The 26,124-nt window shown below is 53.1% G+C and carries 21 protein-coding genes; 6 read left to right on the top strand and 15 right to left on the bottom strand.

Translation table 11 applies throughout. From position 1 onward, the window contains the following. Positions 1 to 66: 66 nt before the first annotated feature. The 7 genes from ENTCL_RS10100 to metC form a co-directional block, all read right to left on the bottom strand. The gene (locus tag ENTCL_RS10100; protein WP_013366019.1) at positions 67 to 1,473 is read right to left on the bottom strand and encodes a heavy metal sensor histidine kinase; all 1,407 of its coding nucleotides are present in this window, start codon (positions 1,471 to 1,473) and stop codon (positions 67 to 69) included. After that, positions 1,470 to 2,162, bottom strand: coding sequence for a heavy metal response regulator transcription factor (locus tag ENTCL_RS10105; RefSeq protein WP_013366020.1), 693 nt, complete (start codon positions 2,160 to 2,162; stop codon positions 1,470 to 1,472). The genes ENTCL_RS10100 and ENTCL_RS10105 overlap by 4 nt, the downstream gene beginning before the upstream one ends. After that, positions 2,159 to 5,239 (bottom strand): efflux RND transporter permease subunit, encoded by a 3,081-nt coding sequence (locus ENTCL_RS10110; RefSeq protein WP_013366021.1) that lies wholly within the window; start codon positions 5,237 to 5,239, stop codon positions 2,159 to 2,161. Before ENTCL_RS10110 ends, ENTCL_RS10105 begins: the two co-directional genes overlap by 4 nt. Beyond that, on the bottom strand, positions 5,236 to 6,363 hold the full coding sequence (locus ENTCL_RS10115) for an efflux RND transporter periplasmic adaptor subunit (protein WP_013366022.1): 1,128 nt from the start codon (positions 6,361 to 6,363) through the stop codon (positions 5,236 to 5,238). The genes ENTCL_RS10110 and ENTCL_RS10115 overlap by 4 nt, the downstream gene beginning before the upstream one ends. 246 nt (positions 6,364 to 6,609) lie before the next feature. Continuing rightward, the gene (locus tag ENTCL_RS10120) at positions 6,610 to 6,900 is read right to left on the bottom strand and encodes a PepSY domain-containing protein (protein WP_013366023.1); all 291 of its coding nucleotides are present in this window, start codon (positions 6,898 to 6,900) and stop codon (positions 6,610 to 6,612) included. Between the two features lie 169 nt (positions 6,901 to 7,069). Continuing rightward, positions 7,070 to 8,437 (bottom strand): C4-dicarboxylate transporter DcuC, encoded by a 1,368-nt coding sequence (gene dcuC / locus ENTCL_RS10125; RefSeq protein ID WP_013366024.1) that lies wholly within the window; start codon positions 8,435 to 8,437, stop codon positions 7,070 to 7,072. A 71-nt stretch (positions 8,438 to 8,508) separates the two neighbouring features. Continuing rightward, positions 8,509 to 9,681 (bottom strand): cystathionine beta-lyase, encoded by a 1,173-nt coding sequence (gene metC / locus ENTCL_RS10130; RefSeq protein ID WP_013366025.1) that lies wholly within the window; start codon positions 9,679 to 9,681, stop codon positions 8,509 to 8,511. A gap of 510 nt (positions 9,682 to 10,191) precedes the next feature. Between metC and purB the strand changes: the two genes are divergently transcribed. Then, positions 10,192 to 11,556 (top strand): adenylosuccinate lyase, encoded by a 1,365-nt coding sequence (gene purB, locus ENTCL_RS10135; protein WP_013366026.1) that lies wholly within the window; start codon positions 10,192 to 10,194, stop codon positions 11,554 to 11,556. 126 nt (positions 11,557 to 11,682) lie between these two features. Further along, a complete protein-coding gene (locus tag ENTCL_RS10140; protein WP_013366027.1) occupies positions 11,683 to 13,068 on the top strand; it encodes an MmgE/PrpD family protein in 1,386 nt (461 codons plus the stop codon). Between the two features lie 79 nt (positions 13,069 to 13,147). Here ENTCL_RS10140 and ENTCL_RS10145 read toward each other — a convergent pair whose 3' ends face one another. Continuing rightward, positions 13,148 to 14,023, bottom strand: a complete 876-nt coding sequence (locus ENTCL_RS10145) for a LysR family transcriptional regulator (protein ID WP_013366028.1) — start codon at positions 14,021 to 14,023, stop codon at positions 13,148 to 13,150. A 404-nt stretch (positions 14,024 to 14,427) separates the two neighbouring features. On the opposite strand from ENTCL_RS10145, the gene ENTCL_RS10150 reads away from it, so the two are divergent. Further along, a complete protein-coding gene (locus ENTCL_RS10150) occupies positions 14,428 to 15,486 on the top strand; it encodes a MerR family transcriptional regulator (RefSeq protein WP_013366029.1) in 1,059 nt (352 codons plus the stop codon). A 541-nt stretch (positions 15,487 to 16,027) separates the two neighbouring features. Continuing rightward, complete coding sequence (locus ENTCL_RS10155; protein ID WP_013366030.1) at positions 16,028 to 16,672, top strand: acyl-homoserine-lactone synthase; 645 nt, start codon at positions 16,028 to 16,030, stop codon at positions 16,670 to 16,672. Here the strand turns inward: ENTCL_RS10155 and ENTCL_RS10160 are convergent, their stop codons facing one another. The 3 genes from ENTCL_RS10160 to pth form a co-directional block, all read right to left on the bottom strand. Continuing rightward, positions 16,673 to 17,386 (bottom strand): helix-turn-helix transcriptional regulator, encoded by a 714-nt coding sequence (locus tag ENTCL_RS10160; RefSeq protein WP_013366031.1) that lies wholly within the window; start codon positions 17,384 to 17,386, stop codon positions 16,673 to 16,675. Between the two features lie 474 nt (positions 17,387 to 17,860). Then, positions 17,861 to 18,952 carry a redox-regulated ATPase YchF gene (gene ychF / locus ENTCL_RS10165; protein ID WP_013366032.1) on the bottom strand — a complete coding sequence of 364 codons (1,092 nt, stop codon included), beginning with the start codon at positions 18,950 to 18,952 and terminating at the stop codon, positions 17,861 to 17,863. A gap of 116 nt (positions 18,953 to 19,068) precedes the next feature. Continuing rightward, entirely contained in the window at positions 19,069 to 19,653 is a 585-nt protein-coding gene (gene pth, locus ENTCL_RS10170; protein ID WP_013366033.1) for an aminoacyl-tRNA hydrolase, read from the bottom strand. 265 nt (positions 19,654 to 19,918) lie between these two features. On the opposite strand from pth, the gene ychH reads away from it, so the two are divergent. Beyond that, positions 19,919 to 20,194 (top strand): stress-induced protein YchH, encoded by a 276-nt coding sequence (gene ychH / locus ENTCL_RS10175; protein WP_013366034.1) that lies wholly within the window; start codon positions 19,919 to 19,921, stop codon positions 20,192 to 20,194. A 92-nt stretch (positions 20,195 to 20,286) separates the two neighbouring features. On the opposite strand, the gene dauA is transcribed toward ychH, so the two are convergent. From dauA to lolB, 4 genes are all read right to left on the bottom strand, one after another. After that, positions 20,287 to 21,966 carry a C4-dicarboxylic acid transporter DauA gene (gene dauA, locus ENTCL_RS10180; protein WP_013366035.1) on the bottom strand — a complete coding sequence of 560 codons (1,680 nt, stop codon included), beginning with the start codon at positions 21,964 to 21,966 and terminating at the stop codon, positions 20,287 to 20,289. 124 nt (positions 21,967 to 22,090) lie between these two features. Beyond that, on the bottom strand, positions 22,091 to 23,038 hold the full coding sequence (gene prs, locus ENTCL_RS10185; protein ID WP_001518537.1) for a ribose-phosphate diphosphokinase: 948 nt from the start codon (positions 23,036 to 23,038) through the stop codon (positions 22,091 to 22,093). 126 nt (positions 23,039 to 23,164) lie between these two features. Then, on the bottom strand, positions 23,165 to 24,034 hold the full coding sequence (gene ispE / locus ENTCL_RS10190) for a 4-(cytidine 5'-diphospho)-2-C-methyl-D-erythritol kinase (RefSeq protein ID WP_013366036.1): 870 nt from the start codon (positions 24,032 to 24,034) through the stop codon (positions 23,165 to 23,167). Continuing rightward, entirely contained in the window at positions 24,031 to 24,642 is a 612-nt protein-coding gene (gene lolB, locus ENTCL_RS10195) for a lipoprotein insertase outer membrane protein LolB (protein WP_013366037.1), read from the bottom strand. The genes ispE and lolB overlap by 4 nt, the downstream gene beginning before the upstream one ends. Positions 24,643 to 24,858: 216 nt before the next feature. Here lolB and hemA point away from each other — a divergent pair, with 216 nt between their 5' ends. Next, positions 24,859 to 26,115 (top strand): glutamyl-tRNA reductase, encoded by a 1,257-nt coding sequence (gene hemA / locus ENTCL_RS10200; protein ID WP_013366038.1) that lies wholly within the window; start codon positions 24,859 to 24,861, stop codon positions 26,113 to 26,115. Positions 26,116 to 26,124 lie beyond the last annotated feature (9 nt).

The following is a 26,124-nucleotide window of genomic DNA, read 5'->3' on the forward strand; positions in this document are numbered from 1 at the left end:
AATTCTTTTACAGAATAAGTCAACAGGAGATGACCGTGGCCGCCCTGGCCCCGTAAAGCAATAGCGTCACTTTTTGGGCAGGGCGAGGGTGAATTTACTGCCCTGGCCAGGCTCGCTTTCCACGCTAATTTTACCACCATGCAATTCGGCAATCGTTTTTACAATCGCCAGCCCGAGCCCGGTGTTTTCCGCCAGACTCCGTGCGGCGTCGATCCGGTAGAAGCGGTCAAAAATGAGCGGCAAATGTTCCGCACTGATGCCCTCGCCGTTATCGGTGATGCTCAGATAGCTCATGTCTGTATCTTCCGTCGCCGTCAAAACGATGCGACCGTTTTCTCCCGTGTGGCGAATCGCGTTAGCCAGAATATTTGACAGCGCCCGCTGTAGCAGTAGCGGGTCGGCCATGACGCGAATATCGCCTTCGCTGGTGAGGGTGATATTTTTCTCCTCGGCCAGCACATCGTAGAAATTAATCAGCCTTTCAAATTCACGCGTCGTGCTCACCGTCTCTTTGGTTAACACTTCGCGACTGTTATCCGCCCGGGCCAGAAATAGCATGGAGGAGATCATTCGTGATAAGCGTTCGCCCTCTTCAACGATGGCGGCCAGCGTTTCTTGATATTCCTGACTGCTGCGGTCTTTGGCCTGCGTAACGCTGGCGGCCGAGATCAGGTTATTGATTGGCCCGCGCAGCTCATGGGCAATATCGGACGAAAAACGGTTGAGCTGCTTAAACGACGCCTCAAGGCGCATCATCATACGGTCAAATGAGGCGGCCAGCGTATTTAGCTCGGTAGGCCACCGTTGGGTTGAAATACGCGCATGTAAATCTTCGGCGCGTATTTTCTCTATCTCGGCAACGATGGTGCGCAAGGGCGATAGGCCGCGCCGGGCGAGCCAATAACCAAATGCCGCAAACAGCACAATCGCCAGCACCGCGACCGACATCATTTTTTTGTAGTAATCTTCAATGATTTCATTATTTTTCGACACGTTTAACGCTGCCTGCACCAGCCATTGCTGATGGCCTTTAAGCGTAAAATGTGTCGACGTAATGAGGTATTTTTCTTTATGGCTGCCTTCATGAAAGCGCCACGCGCGATAGCTGAAATTCTCGGTGGGCGGTGAGAAATCAGATTGTGGGACGCGCATGTTTTTGGACTGTGAATAAATTTTGCCGTCAGGGCTTATTATACGCAGCGAGAGCCTCTCCTGCTGGACGACATATTCAAAGAGCTCTTTCTGCCATTGCTGTTCACTGCTCTGTCGTTCGCTAATGGCAATCGCCATTTCCTTTTGAAACTGCATTGAGCTACGCAGCTCCTGCTCATCCTTCTGCATCAACTGCGAGCGCAGAGTGGAATACAGAAGGCCGGAAACGCTGTAAAGCACAATGGCCATTGTCACTGAAAAATACAGCGTTAACCGCAACGTTATCGGCATATTTCGCAGCGAGCGCATAAAGGTATTCATGAAGAGCGTAATTCCAGCACGTAGCCCGCGCCCCGTAAGGTATGCAGTAATTTATCGTCGAAGCCATCGTCTATTTTGCTGCGCAGGCGACGGATAGCCACATCGATAACGTTCGTTTCAGGGTCAAAGTTCATGTCCCACACCTGTTCTGCCAGCACGGTGCGCGACAGTACCTCACCTGAGCGGCGCATCAGTAATCTGAGCAGCAAAAACTCTTTTTGCGTCAGCTCAATGCGTACGCCGGAGCGGGTAACCCGGTGTTTGATGAAATCAAGCGTCAGGTCAGCAACTTGCAGAATGTTTTCATCTGCGCTCGGGGCGTGCTGCGGATTCTGGCGCCGCAGGATAACCCGCGCCCGGGCCAGCAGTTCGCTGAACGAAAAGGGCTTAATCAGATAATCTTCCGCGCCGAGCTCCAGGCCGCGTACGCGGTCTTCAACATCGTCGCGGGCGGTCAGAAACATAATGGGCGTTTGTTTCCCGGCCTGGCGGGCCATCTCAATGATTTTCCAGCCGTCGATACCCGGCAGCATGACGTCAAGAATGGCCAGGTTGTAGTCATTGGTCAGCAGATAGTGCAGCCCATCTACGCCATTTTGTGCGACATCGACAACAAAGTTATTTTCCGTCAGGCCCTTGGCGATGTACTCAGAGGCCATTTTTTGATCTTCAACCAGCAAAATCCTCATGACGACTCCTCGGCTAATTGTGGGACGGCCTTGCTGCCTTCGCGATCAAAAAGCAAGAACAGCACTGGCGTAACAAACAGCGTGATGAACTGCGAGAATAACAGACCACCGACTATCGCTACCCCCATCGGCTGGCGCAGCTCAGCGCCTGCGCCCAGGCTTAGCGCAATGGGCAGCGCGCCCATGATGGCGCACAGGGTGGTCATCATTATCGGTCTGAAGCGCTGTAAACACGCCTGGATAATGGCGTCATGCGGGCTTAACCTCTGCTCGCGCTGTGCGGCTAATGCAAAGTCTATCATCATGATGGCGTTCTTTTTGACGATACCTATCAACAGCAAAATACCGATCATCGCGATAAAAGTCAGTTCAAGGTTAAAAATCCTTAGCGCAAGCAGCGCGCCGACGGCTGCCGAAGGCAGTCCCAACAGGATAGTGAGCGGGTGGATCCAGCTTTCATATAGCACGCCAAGAATGACGTAAATCACCGCCAGCGCCAGCACAATCAGCCAGATTTGACTGGTTTGCGACTGCTGATACAGCGCGGCCTGGCCGGCGTACGAGCCAAACACCGACGAGGGTAGCTGGATGGCTTCCTGCGCTTGCGTTATCGCCTGGGTCGCATCCGACAAGGACTTGCCCGGCGCTAAATCAAACGACAGCGTAATCGCCGGCAGTTGCCCCTGGTGATTCACGGCGGTGACGCCTTGCGTGCGCGATATATGGGTAAACGTGGTGATGGGGAGCAGGGAGTTATCCGATGCCCGAACATAGATTTTCGACAGGTCGCTCTCGTTTTGGCGGAAGGGCGCCTGGACCTCCATAATCACCTCGTAGCTGTCTTCCGGGGCATAAATGGTGGAGACCTGGTAGGTGCCGAAAGCGTCGTAAAGATTTTTGCGGATCTGCTGAATATCTACGCCCATCAGCGAGGCTTTATTACGGTCAATCACCAGCTGCGCCTGCAGGCCGTTAAGCTGAGCGTCACTGTTAAGCCCTACAAAAACGCCGCTCTTTTGCATTTGCGCCATCAGCTTGTTCGCCCAGTCATTAAGGCTAACGCCGCCGCTGCTGCTCACGGATTGCAGAGTATACTGGTAGCTGCTTTTCGCATTACGCCCGCCGACTTTGAGATTTTGTATCGGGCTGAAGAAGACCTTTATGCCGGGCAGATACTCGGTTTCAGCCCGCATATTCTTGAGTACGACACTCATCGGCGGGCGCTGGTTCTGCGCTTTCAGCGTCAGCGTCAGCTGGGTGGTGTCGTGGTCGACTTTGGTGACGATGTCTGCCACATCAGGGTCTTGCAGAAGCGTCGTTTCCAGCTGCTGAGCGACGTTGAGCCGCCCTTCGTAAGACATATCCTGCGGTGTGTCGATATTGGCATTTATCTGCCCGATATCCTCCTGCGGGAAGAAGCCTTTTGGCGAAACCCAGTATAAACCGGCGGTCAGAAGAATGGTGGCCAACGCGACGCTGAGCGTTACCCCGCGGTGGCGAATGGCCCATTCCAGCCCATTTGCATAATGCTGACGCAGCCCGTCAAAGCCTTTTTCAAACGCAATACTCCAGCGAGGTTCGGGTTTGTCGCTGATATGGTGCGGTTTAATCAGCTTCGGTACCAGCAGAGGGATGATGGTCAGTGACGCCGCGGCGGATACCAGAATGGCCAGCGAAACGACCCAGGCAAATTCGTGGAACAAAAGGCCGATCGTTCCCGGCATAAAGAAAATCGGGATAAACACCGCAATCAGCGAAAGCGAGATAGACATCACCGTAAAGGCCACTTCCCTCACGCCTTTAAGCGCGGCCTGGAACGGTTTTTCCCCCTGCTCGATGTAGCGCATGATGTTTTCCAGTACCACAATGGCATCATCCACCACCAGGCCGACGGCAATCGTCAGCCCCATCAGTGAGATGTTGTCGAGGCTTAGGCCAAATGCGTACATCAGCGCGAAGGCGCCGAGCAGCGAAACCGGCAGGCTGAGCGCAGGAATGAATGTGGCACGGGCATGGCGCAGGAAGAGCAAAATCACCATGATAACCAACCCGATGGTCAGCATCAGGGTGACGGTGACATCATGAATAGCATTGCGAATGGAGGTTGAACGGTCATTGAGAAGCTTCACATTCACCGACGCCGGCATCTGCGCCTGCAGTTTGGGCAAAATCTGGCGGATAGCGTCAATGGTGGACACGATGTTCGCGCCCGGCTGGCGCTGAACGCTCAGTACAATCGCATTATGACCGTTGACGGCACTGAAACTTAAGGTGTTTTCGATGCTGTCCTCAACCGATGCCACATCCGAAAGCCTGACGGGCTGATCGTTGCGGGTGGCAATGACGACGTTTGCGAAGTCGGCGGCATTCATCAGGTCGCCACGCGTTTGCAGCATGACCATCTGACGCTTGCCGTCGAGCTCGCCAATAGGCGAGTTGGCGTTCGCCGCACTCACCGCTGCATTGACATCCTCAAGCGTAAGCCCGGTCGCCGCAAGTTTGTCTGGGTTGATTTCAATACGCACAGCGTAACGCTTCTGGCCGATAACCGTCACCTGCGCCACGCCATTTAAGGTAGACAGCGCGGGCGCTATCAGGTCGTCTGAGTAACGGTTTAAATCAGACAGCGTCATAGACGGGGAATCCAGCCCGATTTGTACGATAGGCGCATCCGCCGGGTTAATTTTGCGGAACGTCGGCGGTGTGGTCATCTCCTTCGGTAACTGCTTAAGCGCCTGATATAACGCTGACTGTACGTCGACCGTGGCGGAGTCGATATTACGCGACGGGTCAAACTCCAGCACAATGGTGGTTTCGCCCTGCAGGCTGTTTGACGTCATGTTCGCCACGCCCGGAATCGTCGAGAGCTTTTTCTCAAGCGGCGTCGCCACCGACGACGCCATGGTTTCCGGGCTTGCCCCGGATAGCGAGGCGGTCACCTGAATGGTGGGGGTATCGTAATTGGGCAGGGCGGCAATGGGCAGTTTGAACCAGCATATTAACCCGGCGACAACCACCGCCAGCCACAGCAGCATGACCGCGATAGGCTTCTTCAAACACAGTTCGGACAAGCTCATAACGATTGTCCTGCGCGATGCGTTACAATGGACACGGACATGCCAGGGCGCAGCATGCGCGCGCCTTCGTTCACAACCTGCATGCCAGGGGTTACGCCTTCAACTACCGCCATTTGCTGCTGGATACGCAGCAACGTTACCGGCACGGTTGAAGCGCGATTTTGCTTATCGATGACGTATACAAAATGCCCGTCCGGACCATCCTGCACCGATTGCGGCGGGAGCACGACCGCGTTTGGCGTAATTCCGGCATCAACCGTAATCTCCTGATACAACCCCGGCCACAGCAGGTTATCAGCATTCTCAAAGCGGGCTTTGAAATTGACGGTGCCGCTGCTGGTACTGACGCTGTTATCAATAAAATTGAGCGTCCCGGCAATGCGCTGTCCGTTAGCATTGTTCACCCATACTTTTACCGGCGCGTGTGACTGCGCCACAATCACGGCATTCAGGTTTTGCTCGGGCAGGGTAAATTCAGCGCCTATCGGATCAAACTCATTGATGCTGACCAGCGGCAGCGTACTGCCCGGCTGCGCCAGGCTTCCTTGATGCACGTTCAGCGCCCCGGTTTTACCGCTCACCGGGGCATAAATTCGGGTGTAGGAGAGCTGCGCCTGGGCAGTGCGAATATCATCCTGCGCCGCAAGAACCTGAGCGCTGTACTGCTGTTGAGTGCTTACCAGGGTGTCCCAGTCTGAGGAAGAGATATAGTTTTGTTTAATCAATGATTTGCCACGTACAAGATCGTGATTGGCTTTATTGAGCTGCGCCTGCATTACCGCGAGCTGGGAAAGCGCATGATGCAGCGCGGCCTGCTGCTGCGCGTCATCAAGCGTGAACAGCAGCTGGCCTTTTTTGACGAAATCCCCTTCGTGAAACACAACCTGGGTCACTGCGCTGGTGATTTGCGCGCGGACATCAACCTGGTTAAGGGAGATCAGATGCCCTTGCGTCGTCAGTGTGAGGGGTAAATCCGTACTTTTCACGGTGACCAGGCTAACGAGTGGTGCGGGGGTAGATTTCTCGGCCGCTGGCGATGTGCGTAGCGAAAAGTACCAAAACGCTGCCGTGCAGACGAGAGCCGAGGTGATGATAATGAACCTGCCGGGCTTGAGAATGGTCATGTCGAACGATTCCTGACAACGATATACATGCCAAGTTTACGCCGCGTCCCCCGACAAAATGCCGCCAGAAACATGACAACTTTGTCATGTTCGCGAGCGCGTTATTGAGGAGGGAAAACGACGCCGGAATTCAGCCAAATAACAAAGGCCCACCGCAGTGGGCCTTTGAGCTGAAGATTATCAAGCTGTGCCTGTCAGGTTTCGGGTCACGCTATTAGCGCCGCCTTGGGCATTGCTTCGCGGCGCTTATTCCATTTTTGAGGAAATAACCGCACCGCTGTTCGCATCGACTTTGACATCATGAACTTTCTGGCCCTGAACTACATGAATCTCATAGACCGGTACTGATTTAGATATTTCGAATTCTGCTTTTGATGCAACGCCATTGACGTGCTTCTCGGCAGTGGAGATTGCCTGGATTAACGTCACTTTGTTTTTTACGACAGCCATTTCATCATCGTGTGATGAAGCAAACGCACTGGCACTGCAAACCGCCATTACCAGCATTACCGCTGGGATTACCGTTACTTTACGCATCGTCGTCTCCGCTTTAATAAAAGGACATGCCCATTTTGGGGGCCTGAGACGTAAATTAACCGTTCTGACTTAGGCCTCACTTAGCAAGTGTTGACCGACTTGCGCAGAACCTCAAATCGCGGCTTAAAAAGCATTCTGCATTTCAGACAATGCCTGGAACGCTCGTTTATCATTCTAAATATATAAACGTCATCGCCAGGTTAACAATGGCCGCCACTCCCATCGGTATCGCCGTCCGTTTAACGACCTGGAATGGGGACACGCCTGCGATGCCCGCAATGGCGACAATAGCGGCGGTTATTGGTGATACGGTACGACCAAAGCTGGTCATGATCTGCATGGGCAAAATCAGCGTGACCACATCAACTTTCAGAAAAGCTGCAATTTTAGGCGTCAGGGCCGCGAAGGAGAAAAATGCCGCATTGCCGGAGCCCATCAGGAAAGCCGCAAGCGCCAGGATGAAGCTCATCACGATGACCATGGATCCTACGCCGAAGCCTGCATTTTGTGCGGCAGAGATCATTGTGTCCACTGCGCCGATATGTAACAGGCCGTTGGCAAAGACCTCGCCACAGACAATCAGCGACACGACCAGCACGAACTGTTTGCCCATCCCTTCGAAGAACAACATAAAGCTGTCCATTACCGCTTTCGCGCTTTTCAAACGGAAGTATTCAAAAATAAGGGCAATGACGGTACTGATAATCATCGCCGTGGTCACGTCAATATTAATGAATGACTTGAATATTGGGCTAAACCCGATAATAAGGACGAGCGGTACAACCGGCAATAATGCATAGATCAGCGGCGGGCGGGCACGATCGTTGTTATCGATTTTATCCAGAGTTTCCTGATTGAATACGAAGCCCTCGCGCTTGTCCCACCAGCGCTGAGCAAGGAAATGTGCAACCGCAACGGCAATAATGACCGGAATGGTGATCGGTAACTGGTAAGAGACGAAGTAAACCGCAGGGTCAATACCTGCTGTTTTAGCCGCCATGATGACGTTGCCAGAACCTGGACCATGATCGATAAACTGACATGTACCGATGACGGCTAGTGCAGATAACGGACTGACTCCAGTGCGAATCAAAATGGGATACATGGTCACCATCAGCAGCATGCCTAAACCCGCATGACTGGGGATGAAGATAACCAATACCTGGGTCACAAGAAAAGCGACGACAAGCAGCAGATAGGGTGAGCGTACCGAGCTCAACGGTTTCTCGAATACGGCAAATAGTGCTTTGCTGGCGCCGACATGATCCATATAACGAGAGAAACCCGCGATCGCCATTAATGTCAGTCCAAGCCCAGCCAGCCGTGTGCTCATAATATCGCTGAACACTTTGAAAATATCAAAAAAGGCAAAATGAGTGGAGGTTTTCTCAGGCAGTAATGTTCCAAGATTAAACGTTACCGTGAGCCCCATCAGTAATAATCCGCCCAATAATAATACCGGCTGAGGTTTATATCCTTTCGCCAACATGAAAATCACCAATCCGGTGACGAATACCGCGAGAATAACGCCAGTCATAGTTTTTCCCCATATTCACGACGTACTGCCATTTTTAGATGGCGTGCAGAGACACTGCCCGCCAGTGAATGTCAGTCGCTCAACTTATTGAGTCCCTGTTCCAGATCGGTCAGCAGGTCATTGACATCCTCAAGACCAATATGGAGTCGTATAAACTGGCCGTGTTGGCTCCAGTCCGTTGCAGAGCGCGCGCCCTGTACATTGGCGGGTAATACAAGGCTTTCAAATCCTCCCCAGGAGGCGCCGATACCAAAAAGCTCAAGCGCGTCGATGAAGGTTTCGGCATCTTCCAGGGTATAGTGTGATTTCAGTTCAATGGTCAGCAGACCGTTAGTTCCCTTGCAGTCACGTTTGAACAAATCATGTCGTGGATGTTCTTCAAGCCCCGGGAAATAGACTTTTTTCACTTCCTTACGTTCTTGTAGCCACCGGGCGACGGTCATCGCGCTTTGACCATGAGCCGCCAGTCGGGTCGCCAGTGTTCTCATCCCCCGCAGCACCAGAGATACGTCGTCAGGGCTGCTTACCTGCCCCATAGCCTCCGGTAGCGCGCCAATCTTTTGCCAAGCGCTTTCACTGGCGACCATGATGCCCATCATGACGTCAGAGTGCCCGCTCAGATACTTGGTCGCGGCAATAATGGAAACATCAGCACCCAGCTCCAGTGGGTTGTATAGCCAGGCTGAACCCCAGGTATTGTCTACGGCTACAGGTATATTACGGGCGTGTGCAATACAGCAGAGTTTCGGGAGATCCAACATTTCATAGAGCAGAGACCCCGGCGATTCAGCAAAGATCAGCTGTGTTTCCTGGCGAAGTTTGGCCTCGAAGTCGCTCCCGTCGGTTTTAAAGAAGTCATAACTGATATTGTTTGGCGTCAGAAAGCTTTTGGCGATTTTACGCACAGGCTCATAGATAGAATCGGCGAACAGCACATGCCCCCCCGCATGCGCATAGCTCATCACTGTCACTGCAATCGCGGCAAGCCCTGTTGGGAACAATTGCGCGCGATAGCCGCCCTCAAGCTCTGTAATCAGTTCTTCCAACGCAAAGGCGGTTTCAGTTCCGCGCGCACCGTAGCTGAGAAGGCGTTCAGTTTCTCTCCGCTTACGGGCATCGCGCCATGTCGTGATGGAGTCGAAAATAATAGTACTGGCTCTCATAACCGGCGGGTTGACGGGACCGATATCGCAAACCTTCCCTCTACCACCATGAATAATCCGGGTTTTACGTGTTTGTGACATTTTCTTTTCCTTATACAAAGCATCCGATGTGATATTGATTGACAGACGTGTCAACATTAAACATCTGAAGTGAGTCAGTGTTTGTTATTTTTTGGTTGCGATTAAATTTATACTCCTGCTTTTTTTGAAGCTATCACTTGCCAGTGAAATTAAAAACCAACAAAAAATTAAAAATTGATCATGATCTTATTTCAAAACATTAATTTTATTTTTAAGTTCTAAAGAAAAACTGATGTTTTTTATGTTTTTCTTTGTAAAACAATTATCTGAGATTCTTTTTCTCTATTTTTATAAATTTTATTATGCGCTAAATAAGGAATCATTAATGATATTTAATGACTCTTAAATATTATTAACACAACTCTGTCCTAAATGCTTTGATAATCATTTTGTCATGTTGATGATTGAAGAGAATACCGATCAGGATTTTTATCCTGTCAATTATGTCGATATTGTTAAAACTTCAGGATTCATCTTTTTAAAGAAAATCAATTATCTGGAGATAAGTCTATGTCAACCAGCGTTTTTGACTCCGTACTGTTAAGAAATTTATGGTCTACTGAAGAAATGCGTCAGGTATTTTCTGATGACATTCGTATGCAAATGTGGCTGGACTATGAGGCCGCATTGGCTATCGAACAGGCCGAAATGGGCATTATTCCGCAGTCTGCCGCTGATGAAATAGTTGACTGCGCCAGGCTGGAGCGTCTGGATATGGGGCTTATTCTGGAGCAGGTCCGCCTGACCAAGCATCCGCTGGTCCCCACGATCAGAGCGCTTGAGGATGCCTGTTCACATGGATTTGGCGAGTACGTACACTTTGGCCCAACCACCCAGGACGTAATGGATACGGGGATGGTTCTGCAGTTCAAAATGGCGCATAAAATCATCCTGCGCGATCTCAGCGATATCTGTCGTTCTTTGCTGAAGCTTTCTGAAGAACATCGCAACACGCCGATGGCCGGTCGGACCCTGGCCCTTCAGGCTATCCCTATCACGTTTGGACATAAAACCGCAATCTGGCTTGCCGAGTTAATGCGTCATCATGAAAGACTGGTACAGCTGGAACCGCGTTTGTTCGTTGGGAGTGTGGTCGGGGCGGTGGGTACCAAAGCCTCTTTTGGTGAACGCGCTGACGAGCTTGAGGTGCGCGTACTGCACCGGCTTAATCTGGGCGTTCCGGAAATTTCATGGCAACCGGCCCGCGATCGTTTTTGTGAGTACGGTATGGTGCTGGGTATGGTGAGCGCGACGCTTGGCAAGATAGCCAACGAAATCCTGTTGCTGGCTCACAATGAGCTTGACGAAGTGGCCGAGCCATTCGGTAAAGGTCAGGTTGGGTCTTCCACTATGCCGCATAAACGCAACCCGGCGATAACCGAAAATGCGGCCTGCGTCAGCAACACGCTGAAAGGGAATGTCGCTATCTTACTTGATCTGATGAAACACCAGCATGAACGCGATGGCGCTATCTGGAAAATGGAGTGGAAGGTCTTGCCGGAAATCTGCCTGATGCTTTCTGTGATTCTGGATAACATGAAATTTACCCTGTCGGGCCTGCATGTTAAGCAAGATAAAATGCGTAAGAATCTGGATATTCTCGGCGGGTTTATGCTGGCGGAACGCGTCATGTTCGAACTATCAGAGAAGGTCGGGAAGCAAACCGCTCACGAACTGGTCTATGAAGCGTCAATGCACGGCCTTGAGGATGGCGGCACTTTCGCGCAGGCGTTATCCGAAGATCCGCGCATCAACTCAGCAATGACCCGGCAAGAACTCGACGCCGTTCTCGATCCCACCACCTATGTCGGCAATGCGCCCGAGCAGGTCGACAGAATTGTCGCTCAGGCCAAAAGCTGCGGCTGGCTCAGCTAAACCCCATTTACTACGGGACATTTAGGTCACGTAATCATCGACGTCAGCACCTGTGATTTCATCGGGTCAAAGTCGGAAACTCTGCCCGATGAAATGCTGGGCTGTTGTTATTATGGACTATATACAATGACTTATAGCGAAAATTTGAGCCAATTCATTTCCTCTGAACGTTATGATGCTATTCCTTCCCACGTGATCGCGCGCGCAAAACTGCATCTGCTGGACTGTCTTGGCGTGGCGTTGGCGGGCACGATGCAAACCAATGCGATAAATGGTCGTAACGCTCTCCATACCATGCCCAATACTCAGGGGACATGTCGCGTGTGGGGCAGCGCGTACACACTGTCTCCGGCCTACGCGGCGTTAGCCAACGGTATTGCCGCGCACGTGCTGGATTTTGATGATACGCATACCGACTCGATTACGCACGGCAGCGCAGTACTTGCGCCGCTGGCGATCGCCCTGTCAGAAGACCTGAACCTGAGTGGCCGGGAGATGCTGACCGCATACATCATTGGCTGGGAGGTCGCTGCACGCGTGGGGCTGGCGTCAAAGGGCAGCTTCCACAAGCGGGGTTTCCACTCAACGGCGATTGCGGGCCTTTTTGGCGCAGTCGGTGGGGCGGCCTCTTTGCTGAATTTGTCGCCTCAGGCTTGTGCTCATGCGATGGGGCTTGCGGGCAGCCAGGCCGCCGGCATTGCTGAATATCTGACTAACAGCTCATCAGCGAAATGTTTTCACGCGGGCTGGGCGGCGCACTCCGGTATTCTGTCTGTTTATCTGGCAAGGGCCGGAATGACGGGGCCAATGACGATATTTGAGGGACGCTTTGGCCTGTTTGCCACACACGGTATAGAAAGCGAAATAAACGCAGCCGATGTCTGCCAGGAACTGGGCAAAAACTGGGAGATGATGCGCGTGTCCATCAAGCCATACCCATGCTGTCACTTTGCCCATGCGACCGTTGATTGCGCGCGCAAGCTGCTTCAGGATGGCATCAAGCCTGAAGATGTTCAGCAAATCCTCTGTGTTGTTGATCCCATCGCTGCTGCTCTTATCTGCGAGCCAGCCGATGACAAATTCGCCCCGTGTACGCCTTATGCCGCTAAATTTAGCCTGCCTTATCTGGTTGCTTCAGGCATGATCGATGACGGTTTGAACCTGCAATCGTTCTCCCCAGCGCAATTGGTCAGAGCAGACGTTCTGAAACTGGCCCGGAAGGTGTCTTATCGCTACTGCGAGGAAGGCGAAATCCCTTTTCCTGCTTACTTCCCCGGTCTGATCACCGTCACGCTGAAAGACGGAAGAGAAGTGACAAAATATTTGAGGGTGAATTATGGCAACCCGGAGAATCCTATGGAAAATGGCGATATAGAGCAAAAATTCCGCCACAACGTCAACGGTATTCTTACGCCGCTGGCAGCTGAAAAAGTGATACAGCTGGTGGCGGATATTGAAAATCATCCAGTGGCTGAACTGACGCAGTGGCTGGCAAACACGGTTACCCGGTGATGATAAAAATTGAGCAGAACAACACGTATTGACTTTACTGGCAGGCCCATGGATTGTGTGGAGCCTGCTTGCAGGCTATTTACTCATTAAGGTTCTCGCCAAGCAGCGATTCAAACAGCACTTTCGCGGCTTTCTGCGGACTGTTGCGTCGTATGTACAAATTAAATTTGATGTCAGGTAACCTTGGTAACCCATCCGCTTCTCCCAGAATGCGCAAGTCATCGCCCAGAAGCTCGATTGAGCGAGCCATAACACCGAGCCCCGCCGCAACGGCCGCTCTTGCGCCAGAGAGCGTGGTTGCCACATAGGCGATTCGCCAGGGGATACCGACCTGGTCGAGATGATTAATCGCCATATTGCGGTATGTACTGGGTTCATCCAGCGAGACGAGCGCTAATGGTTCATCAGGATTAAATTCATAATTCTGGCCACAAAACCACAGCGACGGAGATGTCCTCAGCACAAAACCTGGAAAGTCGACGCTTTCAACGGTCGAAATCGCCATGTCAACATCGTCGTTTTTCAGCATGTCCATTAAAAAAGGGCTGCGCTTAACGACAATTTCAATCGCGAGCTTCGGATAAGCTTTCGAAAATCGGGAGAGTAATTCGGGAAGAATGGTATTGGCAGTATCATCAGGTGAACCGATGCGTAATATGCCATCCACATCTTCATACATCAGAGAAAGGCAGGCTTCATCATTCAGCCGCAGAATACGCCGCGCATAGCCCAGCATTTTTATACCATGTTCGGTCAGGGCCTTATTGCGCCCACTTCGACTGAATAATTCCTTACCGACCAATTGCTCAAGGCGTTGCATCTGCTGGCTGACTGCGGATTGAGTACGATGAACAGACTCTGCCGCTGCTGCAAAGCTGTTGCCATTAGCAACCGCGACAAACGTGCGCAATAAATCCAGTTCAAGATTAGGGATGGAACGCTTTGTATATAACATAGCTCGTCTCTTCGTTTATCGACCCGGTTTTCACTGTGGCGTAATCAATTCAACAATGTCATCCGCAGAATAATGCTGCTCTGCGTATATCCTACACGCAGCCGCATCGCAATAAATTGATAGAGAGGTAAAATTTTACAAAACGGGCCGCTATTTAAGGTGGAGTGGGGAGGACTATTGCGTACGCTTCAACGTCATGGCAGCAACCAGACCATCATCGCCAGCGGCAGGCGACGCTTGCGGAGAGTCACCGTTCCAGATTTATACACAGCCACTGGCTCGGTCAGCAAACCCTTAACCGATCGGCATTACTCCCTGCGCAGTCGTTTTTTTTGCATGATGGGTTGACCCTCACGTAACGTAAGGCTCCAGAGTGGCCCTGATGGCGAAGGAAAGGAGCAGTTATGTTGATTCAGGTGGGTGAGCTGGCGAAACGCGCCGGGATCACCGTGCGAACGTTGCATCACTACGAGCAAACAGGGTTGTTACTGCCTTCAGCCAGAAGCGCGGCAGGTTACCGGCTCTATAACCTGGCTGATGTTCAGCGCCTGCATATGATCCAGGCGCTGGCAAAAGCAGGGCTGGAGCTTGCTGAAATCAGAGGGTTTCTTGACCAGGCGTCACTTTCATTAACGGAATTGCTCGACGCGCAAATCAGCCTGCTGGATAAGCAACTGCGCAGCATTCACACGTTGCGCGACAGGCTGGTGGATTTGCGTACCGGGCTGGCCGCGGATGAAACGCCCGATCTGGAATCCTGGCTACAGACCCTGGAGTTAATGAATATGTACGATCGCTGGTTTAGCAAAGAAGAGTTACAGCAACTGCCGTTTGCCGTGCAGAAGGATGCGCTGACGGCCATCTGGTCAGCGCTGGTGAATGAAGCAAAAACGTTGCTGGAGCAAAACGTCGATGTTGCCGATCCGCGCGCGGTGGATCTCGCCACACGCTGGATGGTGCGCCTGGAGCAGGATACCGCAGGAAAGCCCGAGTTTCTTACTCGTCTGAACGAGATGCACAGCGTTGAGCCGCAGATGCGGGAACAAACCGGGATTACCGCTGAGATGACCGACTACATCACGCATGCCTTTGCAGAGTCGAGGTTTATCATCTGGCAACGCTATCTGTCACCGCAGGAGATGGCGTTTACCCGGGCGCACTATTTTGAGCGCATGATGGAGTGGCCGCCGCTGGTGGCGAAATTGCACCAGGCTCAGCGTGAGAATCGTGATCCTTCGTCCGCCGAAGCACAAAAGTTGGCCGAAAACTGGCTGGAACTGTTTCAGTCGTATGCGGGAACCGATCCTGCGACGCAGCAAAAGTTTCGTACGGCCATGCAGCAGGAGCCGCATTTGATGGAGGGAACGTGGATGACGCCTGCCGTCATCGGATGGTTACAGCAGGCGATAGGGGTGATGATGCAAAGGCGCTTCTCTGCATCTAATCCGTCAAATACCGGCTAACGCAGGTTCGCGGTTAGGGTAGGGGATCTTCGAATCACTGTCGGAACGTATGCTCCAGCAACGCGCTTGTTTATGCGATCAAGGAGACCCTGTACACGATGCTGTGTAAATACCTTTTTTCAGGAGTGACCGTCCGTCGAGGCGGTTACTCTACATAGAGCGATATTAGGCGCAGTTATTTAGGGGCCGGGGCAGTAAGCTGGATTGCGTGCCTGTGTACCCTCATAAAATGATAAGCAGGCGCGATCCCGATATTTTGTCTGGTGCAACGGCATTGCTAATTTTGCGTATGTCTGCAGTTTTATCTTAATTTCATAACTCCCTATGATTATCTGATTATATAGCGGCCTCATTTTTTATTAATAGCTATGAGGGTGTTTAGCTATGAAAATAAAAGCACCAAATGGCATGCTTGTCCTCTAATTATTTGTTTTTAACTTCCTGGAAAAGGAATTATTATTCTTTTGTCCGGCATGCTGCTTACCAGGCTTCACTGATGTTACCGAGTGTGATTTCAAACTTATTGAAAAGAGGTAACATAATGTTTAATGTTTACGTGGTTAATTTTTCAGCGCTGAGTCATGGAGAAACGGAGGATTTTTTTATGTTAAGGAAAAATATTTTTAAAGATCGTCTGCAATGGGCAGTAAATTGCATAGATGGAAAAGAGTTTGATCAATTCGATAATGAAAAAGCAGATTATATTTTTGGTGTAAAAAACGGAGTGATAATATGTAGCACCAGAATTATAGATATGAAATATCAAAATATGCTCAATGACACATTTTCAGGGTTCTTTAGTGATGTAGTGATTCCTGAAGGGAAATTCATTGAATCTACTCGTTTTTTTGTTGATAAAGAAAGGGTGAATCACCTTCTTGGGAAAAACTATCCTGTATCTCGGGTATTATTCCTCTCGTTGATTAACTATGCTCAGCGTAATCATTATGACGGCGTCCTGGCGGTCGCCAGTCATCCTATGATGCACATAATCAGACGGTCTGGGTGGAATGTTACGGTACTCAAAAAAGGGATGTCTGAGAAAAATGAACCAGTCTATTTACTGCTGGGACATACCGATACGATGAGTCAACGGCAGCTGAAAACCATGATAGCTAACCGGTACGAGGTTCTGGATGGCAGTAGGCTGAGTGACTGGCCTCTGTCCGAGGGTAGTTATTTATAATTATTCAACCGGTTTAATCAGCTGAAGCTCAACACCAAGTCGAACAGCATGCCGGGCGTTAGCTACGCCCATTTTTTTAACGATATTTGACATATGAAATTTGACGGTACGAACCTTTATTCCCAGAATCATACCCGTCTCCTGATACGTTTTACCCAGACTTGTCCAGTGCAAAATTTCGTTTTCACGTGGAGTAAACTGACTATGCTTATCAGTATCCTTTTCGGAGAGCGAGGTTAGTGTAAGGTACGTTTCATGCACCGATGCTAACAATAATGAAATATCCCCTTTGTGCTGAATCAGCAATTCCATTATCTCTGCTCCTTTTGCCGCAGGAATAATAAAAGATAAGGTCACCAGGTTATTCTGATTATCATGTAAAACAAAAGTATACCCATTAATGATTCCAAACTGACTTGCCTGAATGAACAATTTTTCAAAATTAAAATCAGAACGAACCAACAGTTTCTCATTCCATGAGAAGGGCGTTAATCTATTGAGCGCTGTAATGACGACCGGGTCAGTATACTGCAGCCCCTTTTCTTTGTACTGCGTCACCCATTCATCGGGATAGTTCGTTACGCCAAAGATACATGACATGTCTTTCTTGGATAACACGACGTAGGCCCAGGAGAGGTCTCCCAACGTATTCAGCGTGGTTTCAAGTTGATTTTTTATAATCACGTCTACATTTTCTTCGTATTCCTTCAGCATTGAGTTCTCCCTGTCTGTACGGATTGCGTGAGGCATAAATATACCACAGGTTGGAGAGTACACTCACTACGGACTTTTCCCCTGTCAGCCACAGTACAGGTACAAGGTACCAGGTATTTTCTGTACCAAAGGTCAGGTTACCTTTTTTGATAATTAGTTTTAGTATCAGGGAGTGAAGAAGCACTTAATACTATAAAAAACCGAACTTCCGCTAAGAGAACGTTCGGATGCCAGAAGCTAAGCACCAGGGAATATTACTGTCTCAATGATTATATCAACCTGCAGGTGGCACAACCCGTGTTGTGCCTTTTCTTGCATATGACCCTGGCTCACAACGCAGGTCAAAAGGTCATCTTTAAGCTGCGTTTCCACGATATTATCCGGGACACTATAAAATGAAAAACCCACGCAGTTGCGTGGGTTTTTGTGACGCTGATGAGATTCTGTGAAACCTCATGAGACGACAAATTCTATTTAGACGTTGAACAGGAAGTTCATCACATCGCCATCCTTCACGATGTACTCTTTACCTTCAGCGCGCATCTTACCGGCTTCTTTCGCGCCCTGTTCGCCCTTGTAAGCGATAAAGTCTTCATAGGCGATGGTTTGCGCGCGGATAAAACCTTTCTCGAAGTCGGTGTGGATTTTACCTGCCGCCTGCGGCGCGGTGGCGCCAACCGGGATGGTCCACGCGCGTACTTCTTTGACGCCAGCGGTGAAATAGGTTTGCAGGTTGAGCAGCGCATAGCCCGCGCGGATCACGCGGTTCAGCCCCGGCTCTTCCAGGCCCAGCTCCGCCATAAACTCGTCGCGCTCTTCATCGTCCAGCTCGGCGATGTCGGATTCGACGGCCGCGCAAACCGGCACCACGACGGAGCCTTCTTTCTCAGCGATTTCGCGCACCTGGTCAAGGTACGGGTTATTTTCGAAACCGTCTTCGTTCACGTTGGCGATATACATGGTCGGCTTGAGGGTCAGGAAGCTCAGGTAGCGAATCGCTTCTTTCTCTTCTTTGCTCAGATCCAGCGCGCGCAGCATACCAGCATTTTCCAGCTGCGGCAGGCATTTCTCCAGCACCGCCAGCTCGGCTTTAGCGTCTTTATCGCCGCCTTTGGCTTTTTTGGAGATACGGTGGATGGCGCGTTCGCAGGCCTCAAGGTCAGACAGCGCCAGCTCGGTATTGATGACATCAATATCCTCTGCCGGGTCAACTTTGCCCGCTACGTGGATGATGTTGTCGTTCTCGAAGCAGCGCACAACGTGGCCGATCGCTTCGGTTTCACGGATGTTGGTCAGGAACTGGTTGCCGAGGCCTTCACCTTTGGATGCGCCTTTCACCAGGCCCGCGATATCCACAAACTCCATGGTGGTCGGCAGGATGCGCTGCGGCTTGACGATTTCGGCCAGTTTGTCCAGACGCGGATCGGGCATCGGCACAACACCGGTGTTCGGCTCGATGGTACAGAACGGGAAGTTGGCCGCTTCGATACCGGCTTTGGTGAGCGCATTGAACAGGGTGGATTTGCCGACGTTAGGCAGGCCGACGATACCGCATTTGAATCCCATGATTTAAATCACCTTAATCTTTGATAATCAATCCGTTACTGGTAACCGATTGCAGAAAAGTAAACAACTTTGCCTATTATACACGGCGCGCGGCGAAAATGCCGCACGTTGGGGCGTTATTGCGCTTTAAATGCGTGCAGGCGGTTGGTGGCTTTGGTCAAACCGTCTTTCAGCCAAATTTCCGTACAGCGCGTCGCTTCGTCTACCGCCTCGTCAATCAGCTTCTGCTCAGAGAGCGGCGGTTTGCCCAGCACAAAGCCAACAACTTTGTTTTTATCGCCCGGATGGCCGATTCCGACGCGTAAGCGGTGAAAATTAGGGTTATTCCCCAGCTTGCTGATGATGTCTTTCAGACCGTTGTGGCCGCCATGACCGCCGCCGAGTTTGAATTTCGCCACGCCGGGCGGTAAATCCAGCTCATCGTGCGCGACCAGGATTTCATCTGGAGCGATGCGGAAAAAGGTCGCCATCGCCGCTACGGCTTTGCCGCTGAGGTTCATAAACGTGGTAGGCACCAGCAGGCGAACGTCTTCACCGGCAACGTTAATGCGCGAGGTATAGCCAAAAAATTTACTCTCTTCGCGCAGCGGGGCGCGAAAGCGCTCGGCCAGTAAATCCACATACCATGCGCCGGCATTATGGCGGGTAGCCGCATACTCCGCGCCGGGGTTTGCCAGGCCGACAATCAGTTTTATCGTCACGTACTTGTTCCTGAGTGGGTCGATATCTGGCGCGTAGTTTACTGGTTGCGGGAGCGGAAGACAAAATTCTGCCAGCGAAACGGGTAGTTACGTGAATAAACAATTAGATTTTTAATTAGTTTCAGGCGGTTATTTGTAAAGTTTTGTTACTCAGTTGTGTGTATTTGTGATCCCTCACGCACTAAGCGGCAGACCTGTAGTCTATACTTTACACACAAGGAGTAGGGATTTGTCCCTGAACAACCCAAAGTTCCGGAGGTGACATATGAAACGCAGAAACGCTTCAAGACTCGGTAACGTGCTCATGGGTTTAGGGTTAGTGGTGATGGTTGTCGGCGTTGGTTATTCTATTTTAAACCAGCTGCCTGAACTTAACCTGCCGCAATTTTTCGCACATGGCGCCGTGCTGAGTATTTTCCTTGGTGCAGTCCTCTGGCTCGCAGGGGCGCGCGTCAGCGGGCATGAACAGGTCAGCGACAGATACTGGTGGGTGCGCCACTACGACAAACGCTGCCGTCGCGACGAGCATAAGCACAGCTAGCGGTAAATGAGAATTTAAAAAAACGACTCACAGCGAGTCGTTTTTTTTTGCATCGGATGTTGATGCAGCGGCGCAGGGCCGCTGCGAGACAATCATAAATCGGCCAGCGCCGCATCACGGTTGGGATAAAACGCAAGACGGCCTGGAATCGGCTGTACGCCGGCACGCGCCATGGTGCGCAGAGGCTGAAACTCCAGATTGCTGACCCGCAGCTCGCAGCCTTCCGGCAGGCGCTGCACAAAACGCAGGAAGGCGTCCAGCCCGCCGGCGTCCAGCACCGGCACCGCGTCCCACTTCATCACCACAATACGCTTTCCGGCGAGACGCGACTCAAGGTCGGTGAACACGCCCTCCGCAGCGGCAAAGAACAGCGGGCCAATCACGCGCAGCACCAGCACGTCGTCCGGTACCGTGACGCTCACCGGTGCAAGGCGCGTCATGCGGGCGATACGGCGCATAAACAGCAGCGAGGCCAGAACGATGCCGACGCTGATGGCGATCACCATATCAAACAGCACGGTCAGCGACATACAGAGCAGCATCACCATGATGTCGTCTTTCGGCGCCCGGCGCAGCAGGTTCACCACCTTATGCGCTTCGCTCATGTTCCAGGCCACCATCAGCAGCAGCGCCGCCATGGCGGAGAGCGGCAGCCAGGAGAGCAGCGGCGCCAGCGCCAGCAGCGCGAGAATGACCAGCAGCGCGTGGATCACCGCTGAGACTGGCGAGGTCGCCCCGGCGCGCACGTTGGCGGCAGAGCGGGCGATTGCCGCCGTTGCGGTAATACCGCCGAAGAACGGGGCAATGATATTCCCCAGCCCCTGGCCGACCAGCTCGCTGTTGGCCTTATGCTTGGTGCCGGTCATACCGTCCAGCACCACCGCGCAGAGCAGTGACTCAATCGCGCCGAGCATCGCCATGGAGAAGGCGGCAGGCAGCAGAGCGCGCAGCGAATCCCAGCTCAGGGTGAAGCTGGAGCCCGGCAGGTTCCAGGGCAGCACCAGCTGCGGCAGAAGCTGCGGAATACCGCTGCCCTGCGAGCCATCTGCCAGCACATAGTGGAACTGCGAGCCGATAGTGGCCACGTGGCCGCCCAGAATGTTTACCACCGCCATCACCGCGCAGCCCAGCAGCAGCGCGGGCAGGTGGCCCGGCAGGCGGATACCGAGCCGCGGCCAGGCGATCAGCGTTCCGAGCGTGACGATGCCAATCGCGGCGTCGCCGGGGTTGATTGTCGGCAGCGCCATCGCCAGCGCGCCGACTTTCTGCAGATAATGCTCCGGGACGTGGGTGAGCTGCAGGCCGAGGAAATCCTTGATCTGCATGGTCCCGATGGTAATACCAATCCCCGAGGTAAAACCGAGCGTGACGGAAACGGGAATATATTCAATCAGCCGGCCAAAGCGGGCCAGACCAAACAGAATCAAAAATACGCCGGACATCAGCGTGGCGACCAGCAGCCCGGCCAGGCCGAACTGCTGCGAAACCGGGTAGAGGATCACCACGAACGCCGCCGTCGGGCCGGAGACGCTAAAGCGCGAGCCGCCGGTCAGGGCAATCACGATCCCTGCGACCGCCGAGGTATAAAGGCCATATTGCGGGGCCACACCGCTGCCGATAGCCAGCGCCATCGCCAGCGGGATGGCGATGATGCCGACGGTTATTCCGGCAATAACGTCGCGCGTAAACCGCGAAACCGTGTACTTCTCTTTCCAGCAAGCGTCGATGAGGGCGCGAAAGGGCAGAACATGTGAGGAAAAAATAGTTTTCACAATTATCTTTCATCCGAGAGCGCATCATCTGTCATATGAATGGCAGGTGAAGGAGGCATTAGTCATACAAATAAGTGTTACAGACAAAAAAACCCGCCGCAGCGGGTTTTTCGGCCGTGTTCGATCAGTGTTCGAACATTGCGGAGATGGATTCTTCGTTGCTGATACGACGAATCGCTTCGGCCAGCATCCCGGACAGGGTCAAGGTGCGCACGTTCGGCAGCGCTTTGATTTCGTCGGTTAATGGGATGGTGTCGCAGACAACCACTTCGTCAATGACGGAGTTACGCAGGTTGTTTGCCGCATTGCCTGAGAAGATCGGGTGCGTTGCGTAAGCGAACACGCGCTTCGCGCCGCGCTCTTTCAGCGCTTCTGCCGCTTTGCACAGGGTACCGCCGGTATCGATCATATCGTCAACCAGCACGCAGTCGCGGCCCGCAACGTCGCCGATGATGTGCATCACCTGGGAAACGTTAGCGCGCGGACGACGCTTGTCGATGATAGCCATGTCGGTATCGTTCAGCAGTTTAGCGATAGCGCGTGCGCGAACAACGCCGCCGATATCCGGAGAAACCACGATCGGGTTATCCAGATTCAGTTGCAGCATATCTTCGAGCAGGATCGGGCTGCCGAATACGTTATCCACCGGGACGTCGAAGAAGCCCTGAATCTGTTCGGCGTGCAGGTCAACCGTCAGAACACGGTCAACGCCTACGCTGGACAGGAAGTCAGCGACGACTTTGGCGGTAATTGGCACGCGCGCGGAGCGGACGCGGCGGTCCTGGCGGGCATAGCCAAAGTAGGGGATAACAGCAGTAATGCGGCCTGCGGAAGCACGACGCAGGGCATCGACCATCACAACCAGTTCCATCAGGTTGTCATTGGTTGGCGCACAGGTGGACTGGATGATGAAAATATCACCACCGCGTACATTTTCGTTAATTTGTACGCTGACTTCGCCGTCGCTAAAGCGGCCTACAGCGGCGTCGCCAAGGGAAGTGTACAGGCGGTTGGCAATACGTTGTGCTAGTTCCGGGGTGGCGTTACCAGCAAAAAGCTTCATATCAGGCACGAGAAGAACCTCAGGCATGCGTCCAGTGGTGGATAGAATTTGCCAAAAACTGTGCGGGCCAGGCAAAATTCTATCCAGGCGGTGTATTAACGAGCGCGATGCAACGTCTGGAACAGGGTGACGTTGTCACCGGAGCTCAGCTTGCCCGGTCATGGCTTGCTTAAGCGGCGAGAGGTTTACACCTTGCGCTACAAAACCATGCAGCCATTCCGGGGCTTGCTCTAGCACCTGACGAGCGGCGGATTCGGTGTCAAATTCAGCAAAGACACAGGCCCCTGTGCCAGTCAGGCGCGACGGCGCGTATTCTAACAGCCAGGAAAGCGCCGCATCAACCTCGCGAAAACGTTTTCTTGCGATAACCTCGCAATCGTTGCTGAATTCACATTTTAGTAACGTTTCTATTGACCGCACCGATGTGTTGCGCGGCAGGTCCGGATCCTTAAAAATCACCGGCGTCGGAATGCTGACGCCAGGGTGCGCCACCAGATACCATTTCTCCGGAACGTCGACCGGCGTCAGTACTTCGCCGACGCCTTCGGCAAAGGCGGCGTGTCCGCGGACGAATACCGGCACGTCCGCGCCGAGGGTCAGGCCAAGGGTCGCCAGTTCGTCAACCGACAGCCCGCATTGCCACAGGTGGTTCAGCGCGACCAGTACGGTCGCCGCATTGGAGGAGCCGCCGCCAAGACCGCCACCCATCGGCAGGCGCTTTTCGATACCGATATCCGCGCCGGCGTTGGCCGGAAGCCGTCCGCTCTCTGCCGCCGCGCGCATCAGCAGACGGGCGGCGCGAACGATCAGGTTCTCATCCTCCGGCACGCCGTCGACGGGCGTCAGCAGGCGCAGCTGGCCGTCCTGGCGCAGGTCGATGGTTATCGTGTCGCCGTAGTCAAGAAACTGAAACAGCGTCTGCAGGGTGTGATAACCATCGGCGCGCTGGCCGGTGATGTACAAAAACAGATTCAGCTTTGCCGGGGAGGGCCAACGGGTGCTCATTTAACGATCCAGTTATCCATTTTCAGTTTGATGCGCTCGCTGCCCTCGGTCAGCTCCATATTTGCCGGCAGCGAGGGTTTGGTCGTGCTGTCGTAACCGCCGTACACCACTTTCCAGGTTTTGCCGTCCTGGGTGTAGTTGAGGGTGCTCAGACGATACTGCTCGTCCAGGGTGTAGTCGGTGGCCTGGCCCGGCAGGCCGAGGATCCACTGACGCAGGCTGTTGAGCGGAATCGGCATCCCGGTCAGCTTGCCAATCATCTCCTCGGCGTCGGTGGCGGTGTAGTGCTGGCCCTTATTGTCCACCAGTTCGACGCTGCCCGGCTTCGCATTGAGCTCAAGCTCGGTGCTGCCAAGCGGGTTGGTCAGCAGCAGGCGATACGTGTCCTGGCCGGTCTGCTGCCAGAAGAAGCGAGCATAGACCTTCTGCTGATCGGAGATAAAGGCGAACGCGCCGCGGGTCTGATACTGACTCAGATTGCGCACATCCTGCTGATGCTGACGCCATTGCGGTGAATCCGGACTTTTACCGGGGCCTTTTGGGGCATTGATGGAGCAGGCCGTGAGAACCAGTGCCGCCAGCGGCAGCAGGCGAATCAGTCGTGTCATAAGGGGGCAAATCCTTTCAGATGATTTTTTGTGTATCAGCGAGCAGTTATAACCGTTAATGCTAGCGCCGCACGCTACCAGCGTCTACGTTCAGGTTGTCTTAAATCATGAAATTACCGATTACTCCAAAAGGGGACTGTCTCTTTTATTGACCTTGCGCATCCTGTATGATGCGCTCAGACTAACCTTATCAACGCTGGTACTACTCCCGCACCCATGACGCTATTAGCACTTGGCATCAACCATAAAACAGCTCCGGTCGCGCTGCGAGAACGCGTTACGTTTTCGCCGGACAGCCTCGACCAGGCGCTGGAGAGCTTGCTGGCTCAGCCGATGGTGCAGGGCGGAGTGGTGCTGTCGACGTGTAACCGTACCGAGCTGTACCTGAGCGTGGAAGAGCAGGATAACCTGCACGAGTCGCTCATCCGCTGGCTGTGCGACTATCACCAGCTCAACGAGGACGACCTGCGCCAGAGCCTGTACTGGCACCAGGATAACGACGCCGTCAGCCATCTGATGCGCGTCGCCAGCGGGCTGGACTCGCTGATTCTGGGCGAACCGCAGATCCTGGGGCAGGTCAAAAAAGCCTTTGCCGATTCCAGCCGCGGCCATCTGAACGTCAGCGAGCTGGAACGTATGTTCCAGAAATCCTTCTCCGTGGCGAAGCGCGTGCGTACGGAAACCGATATCGGCGCCAGCGCGGTATCGGTCGCGTTTGCCGCCTGTACGCTGGCGCGGCAAATCTTTGAATCTCTGGGCTCGGTCACCGTGCTGCTGGTCGGCGCGGGAGAGACTATCGAGCTGGTGGCGCGCCACCTGCGCGAGCACCGGGTGAAAAAGATGCTTATCGCTAACCGAACCCGCGAACGCGCTCAGGTGCTGGCGGACGAGGTCGGCGCCGAGGTTATCGCCCTGAGCGAGGTCGATGAGCGGCTGAAGGAGGCGGATATTATTATCAGCTCTACCGCCAGCCCGCTGCCGATTATTGGCAAAGGGATGGTGGAGCGCGCCCTGAAGGCTCGCCGCAACCAGCCGATGCTGCTGGTGGATATCGCGGTGCCCCGCGACGTGGAGCCGGAGGTCGGCAAGCTCGCCAACGCTTATTTGTACAGCGTGGACGACCTGCAGAACATCATTCAGCACAACCTCGCGCAGCGCAAAGCCGCGGCGCAGCAGGCGGAGACCATCGTCGCCCAGGAAACCAGCGAGTTCATGGCCTGGCTGCGCGCGCAAAACGCCAGCGAAACCATCCGCGACTATCGTTCACAGGCGGAGCTGGTGCGGGAAGAATTAACGGCCAAAGCGCTGGCGGCTCTGGAGCAGGGCGGCGACGCGCAGGCGATTATGCAGGATCTGGCCCGTAAGCTGACCAACCGTTTGATCCACGCTCCAACCAAATCACTTCAGCAGGCAGCCCGTGACGGGGATGATGAACGCCTGCATATTCTGCGCAACAGCCTCGGGCTGGAATAGCGCACCTCT

Source organism: [Enterobacter] lignolyticus SCF1 (assembly GCF_000164865.1).
Classification (GTDB): Bacteria; Pseudomonadota; Gammaproteobacteria; order Enterobacterales; family Enterobacteriaceae; genus Enterobacter_B; species Enterobacter_B lignolyticus.

What these genes read in the sequence shown, in the direction of transcription:
- ENTCL_RS10100 (WP_013366019.1), bottom strand. Translation starts at nt 1,473, where the DNA reads ATGAATACCTTTATGCGCTCGCTGCGAAATATGCCGATAACGTTGCGG.
- ENTCL_RS10115 (WP_013366022.1), bottom strand. Translation starts at nt 6,363, where the DNA reads ATGACCATTCTCAAGCCCGGCAGGTTCATTATCATCACCTCGGCTCTC.
- ENTCL_RS10140 (WP_013366027.1), top strand. Translation starts at nt 11,683, where the DNA reads ATGACTTATAGCGAAAATTTGAGCCAATTCATTTCCTCTGAACGTTAT.
- lolB (WP_013366037.1), bottom strand. Translation starts at nt 24,642, where the DNA reads ATGACACGACTGATTCGCCTGCTGCCGCTGGCGGCACTGGTTCTCACG.
- ENTCL_RS10155 (WP_013366030.1), top strand. Translation starts at nt 16,028, where the DNA reads ATGTTTAATGTTTACGTGGTTAATTTTTCAGCGCTGAGTCATGGAGAA.
- ispE (WP_013366036.1), bottom strand. Translation starts at nt 24,034, where the DNA reads ATGAGCACCCGTTGGCCCTCCCCGGCAAAGCTGAATCTGTTTTTGTAC.
- ENTCL_RS10160 (WP_013366031.1), bottom strand. Translation starts at nt 17,386, where the DNA reads ATGCTGAAGGAATACGAAGAAAATGTAGACGTGATTATAAAAAATCAA.
- ENTCL_RS10105 (WP_013366020.1), bottom strand. Translation starts at nt 2,162, where the DNA reads ATGAGGATTTTGCTGGTTGAAGATCAAAAAATGGCCTCTGAGTACATC.
- ENTCL_RS10110 (WP_013366021.1), bottom strand. Translation starts at nt 5,239, where the DNA reads ATGAGCTTGTCCGAACTGTGTTTGAAGAAGCCTATCGCGGTCATGCTG.
- ENTCL_RS10145 (WP_013366028.1), bottom strand. Translation starts at nt 14,023, where the DNA reads ATGTTATATACAAAGCGTTCCATCCCTAATCTTGAACTGGATTTATTG.
- ENTCL_RS10120 (WP_013366023.1), bottom strand. Translation starts at nt 6,900, where the DNA reads ATGCGTAAAGTAACGGTAATCCCAGCGGTAATGCTGGTAATGGCGGTT.
- hemA (WP_013366038.1), top strand. Translation starts at nt 24,859, where the DNA reads ATGACGCTATTAGCACTTGGCATCAACCATAAAACAGCTCCGGTCGCG.
- ychF (WP_013366032.1), bottom strand. Translation starts at nt 18,952, where the DNA reads ATGGGATTCAAATGCGGTATCGTCGGCCTGCCTAACGTCGGCAAATCC.
- dcuC (WP_013366024.1), bottom strand. Translation starts at nt 8,437, where the DNA reads ATGACTGGCGTTATTCTCGCGGTATTCGTCACCGGATTGGTGATTTTC.
- purB (WP_013366026.1), top strand. Translation starts at nt 10,192, where the DNA reads ATGTCAACCAGCGTTTTTGACTCCGTACTGTTAAGAAATTTATGGTCT.
- ychH (WP_013366034.1), top strand. Translation starts at nt 19,919, where the DNA reads ATGAAACGCAGAAACGCTTCAAGACTCGGTAACGTGCTCATGGGTTTA.
- ENTCL_RS10150 (WP_013366029.1), top strand. Translation starts at nt 14,428, where the DNA reads ATGTTGATTCAGGTGGGTGAGCTGGCGAAACGCGCCGGGATCACCGTG.
- metC (WP_013366025.1), bottom strand. Translation starts at nt 9,681, where the DNA reads ATGTCACAAACACGTAAAACCCGGATTATTCATGGTGGTAGAGGGAAG.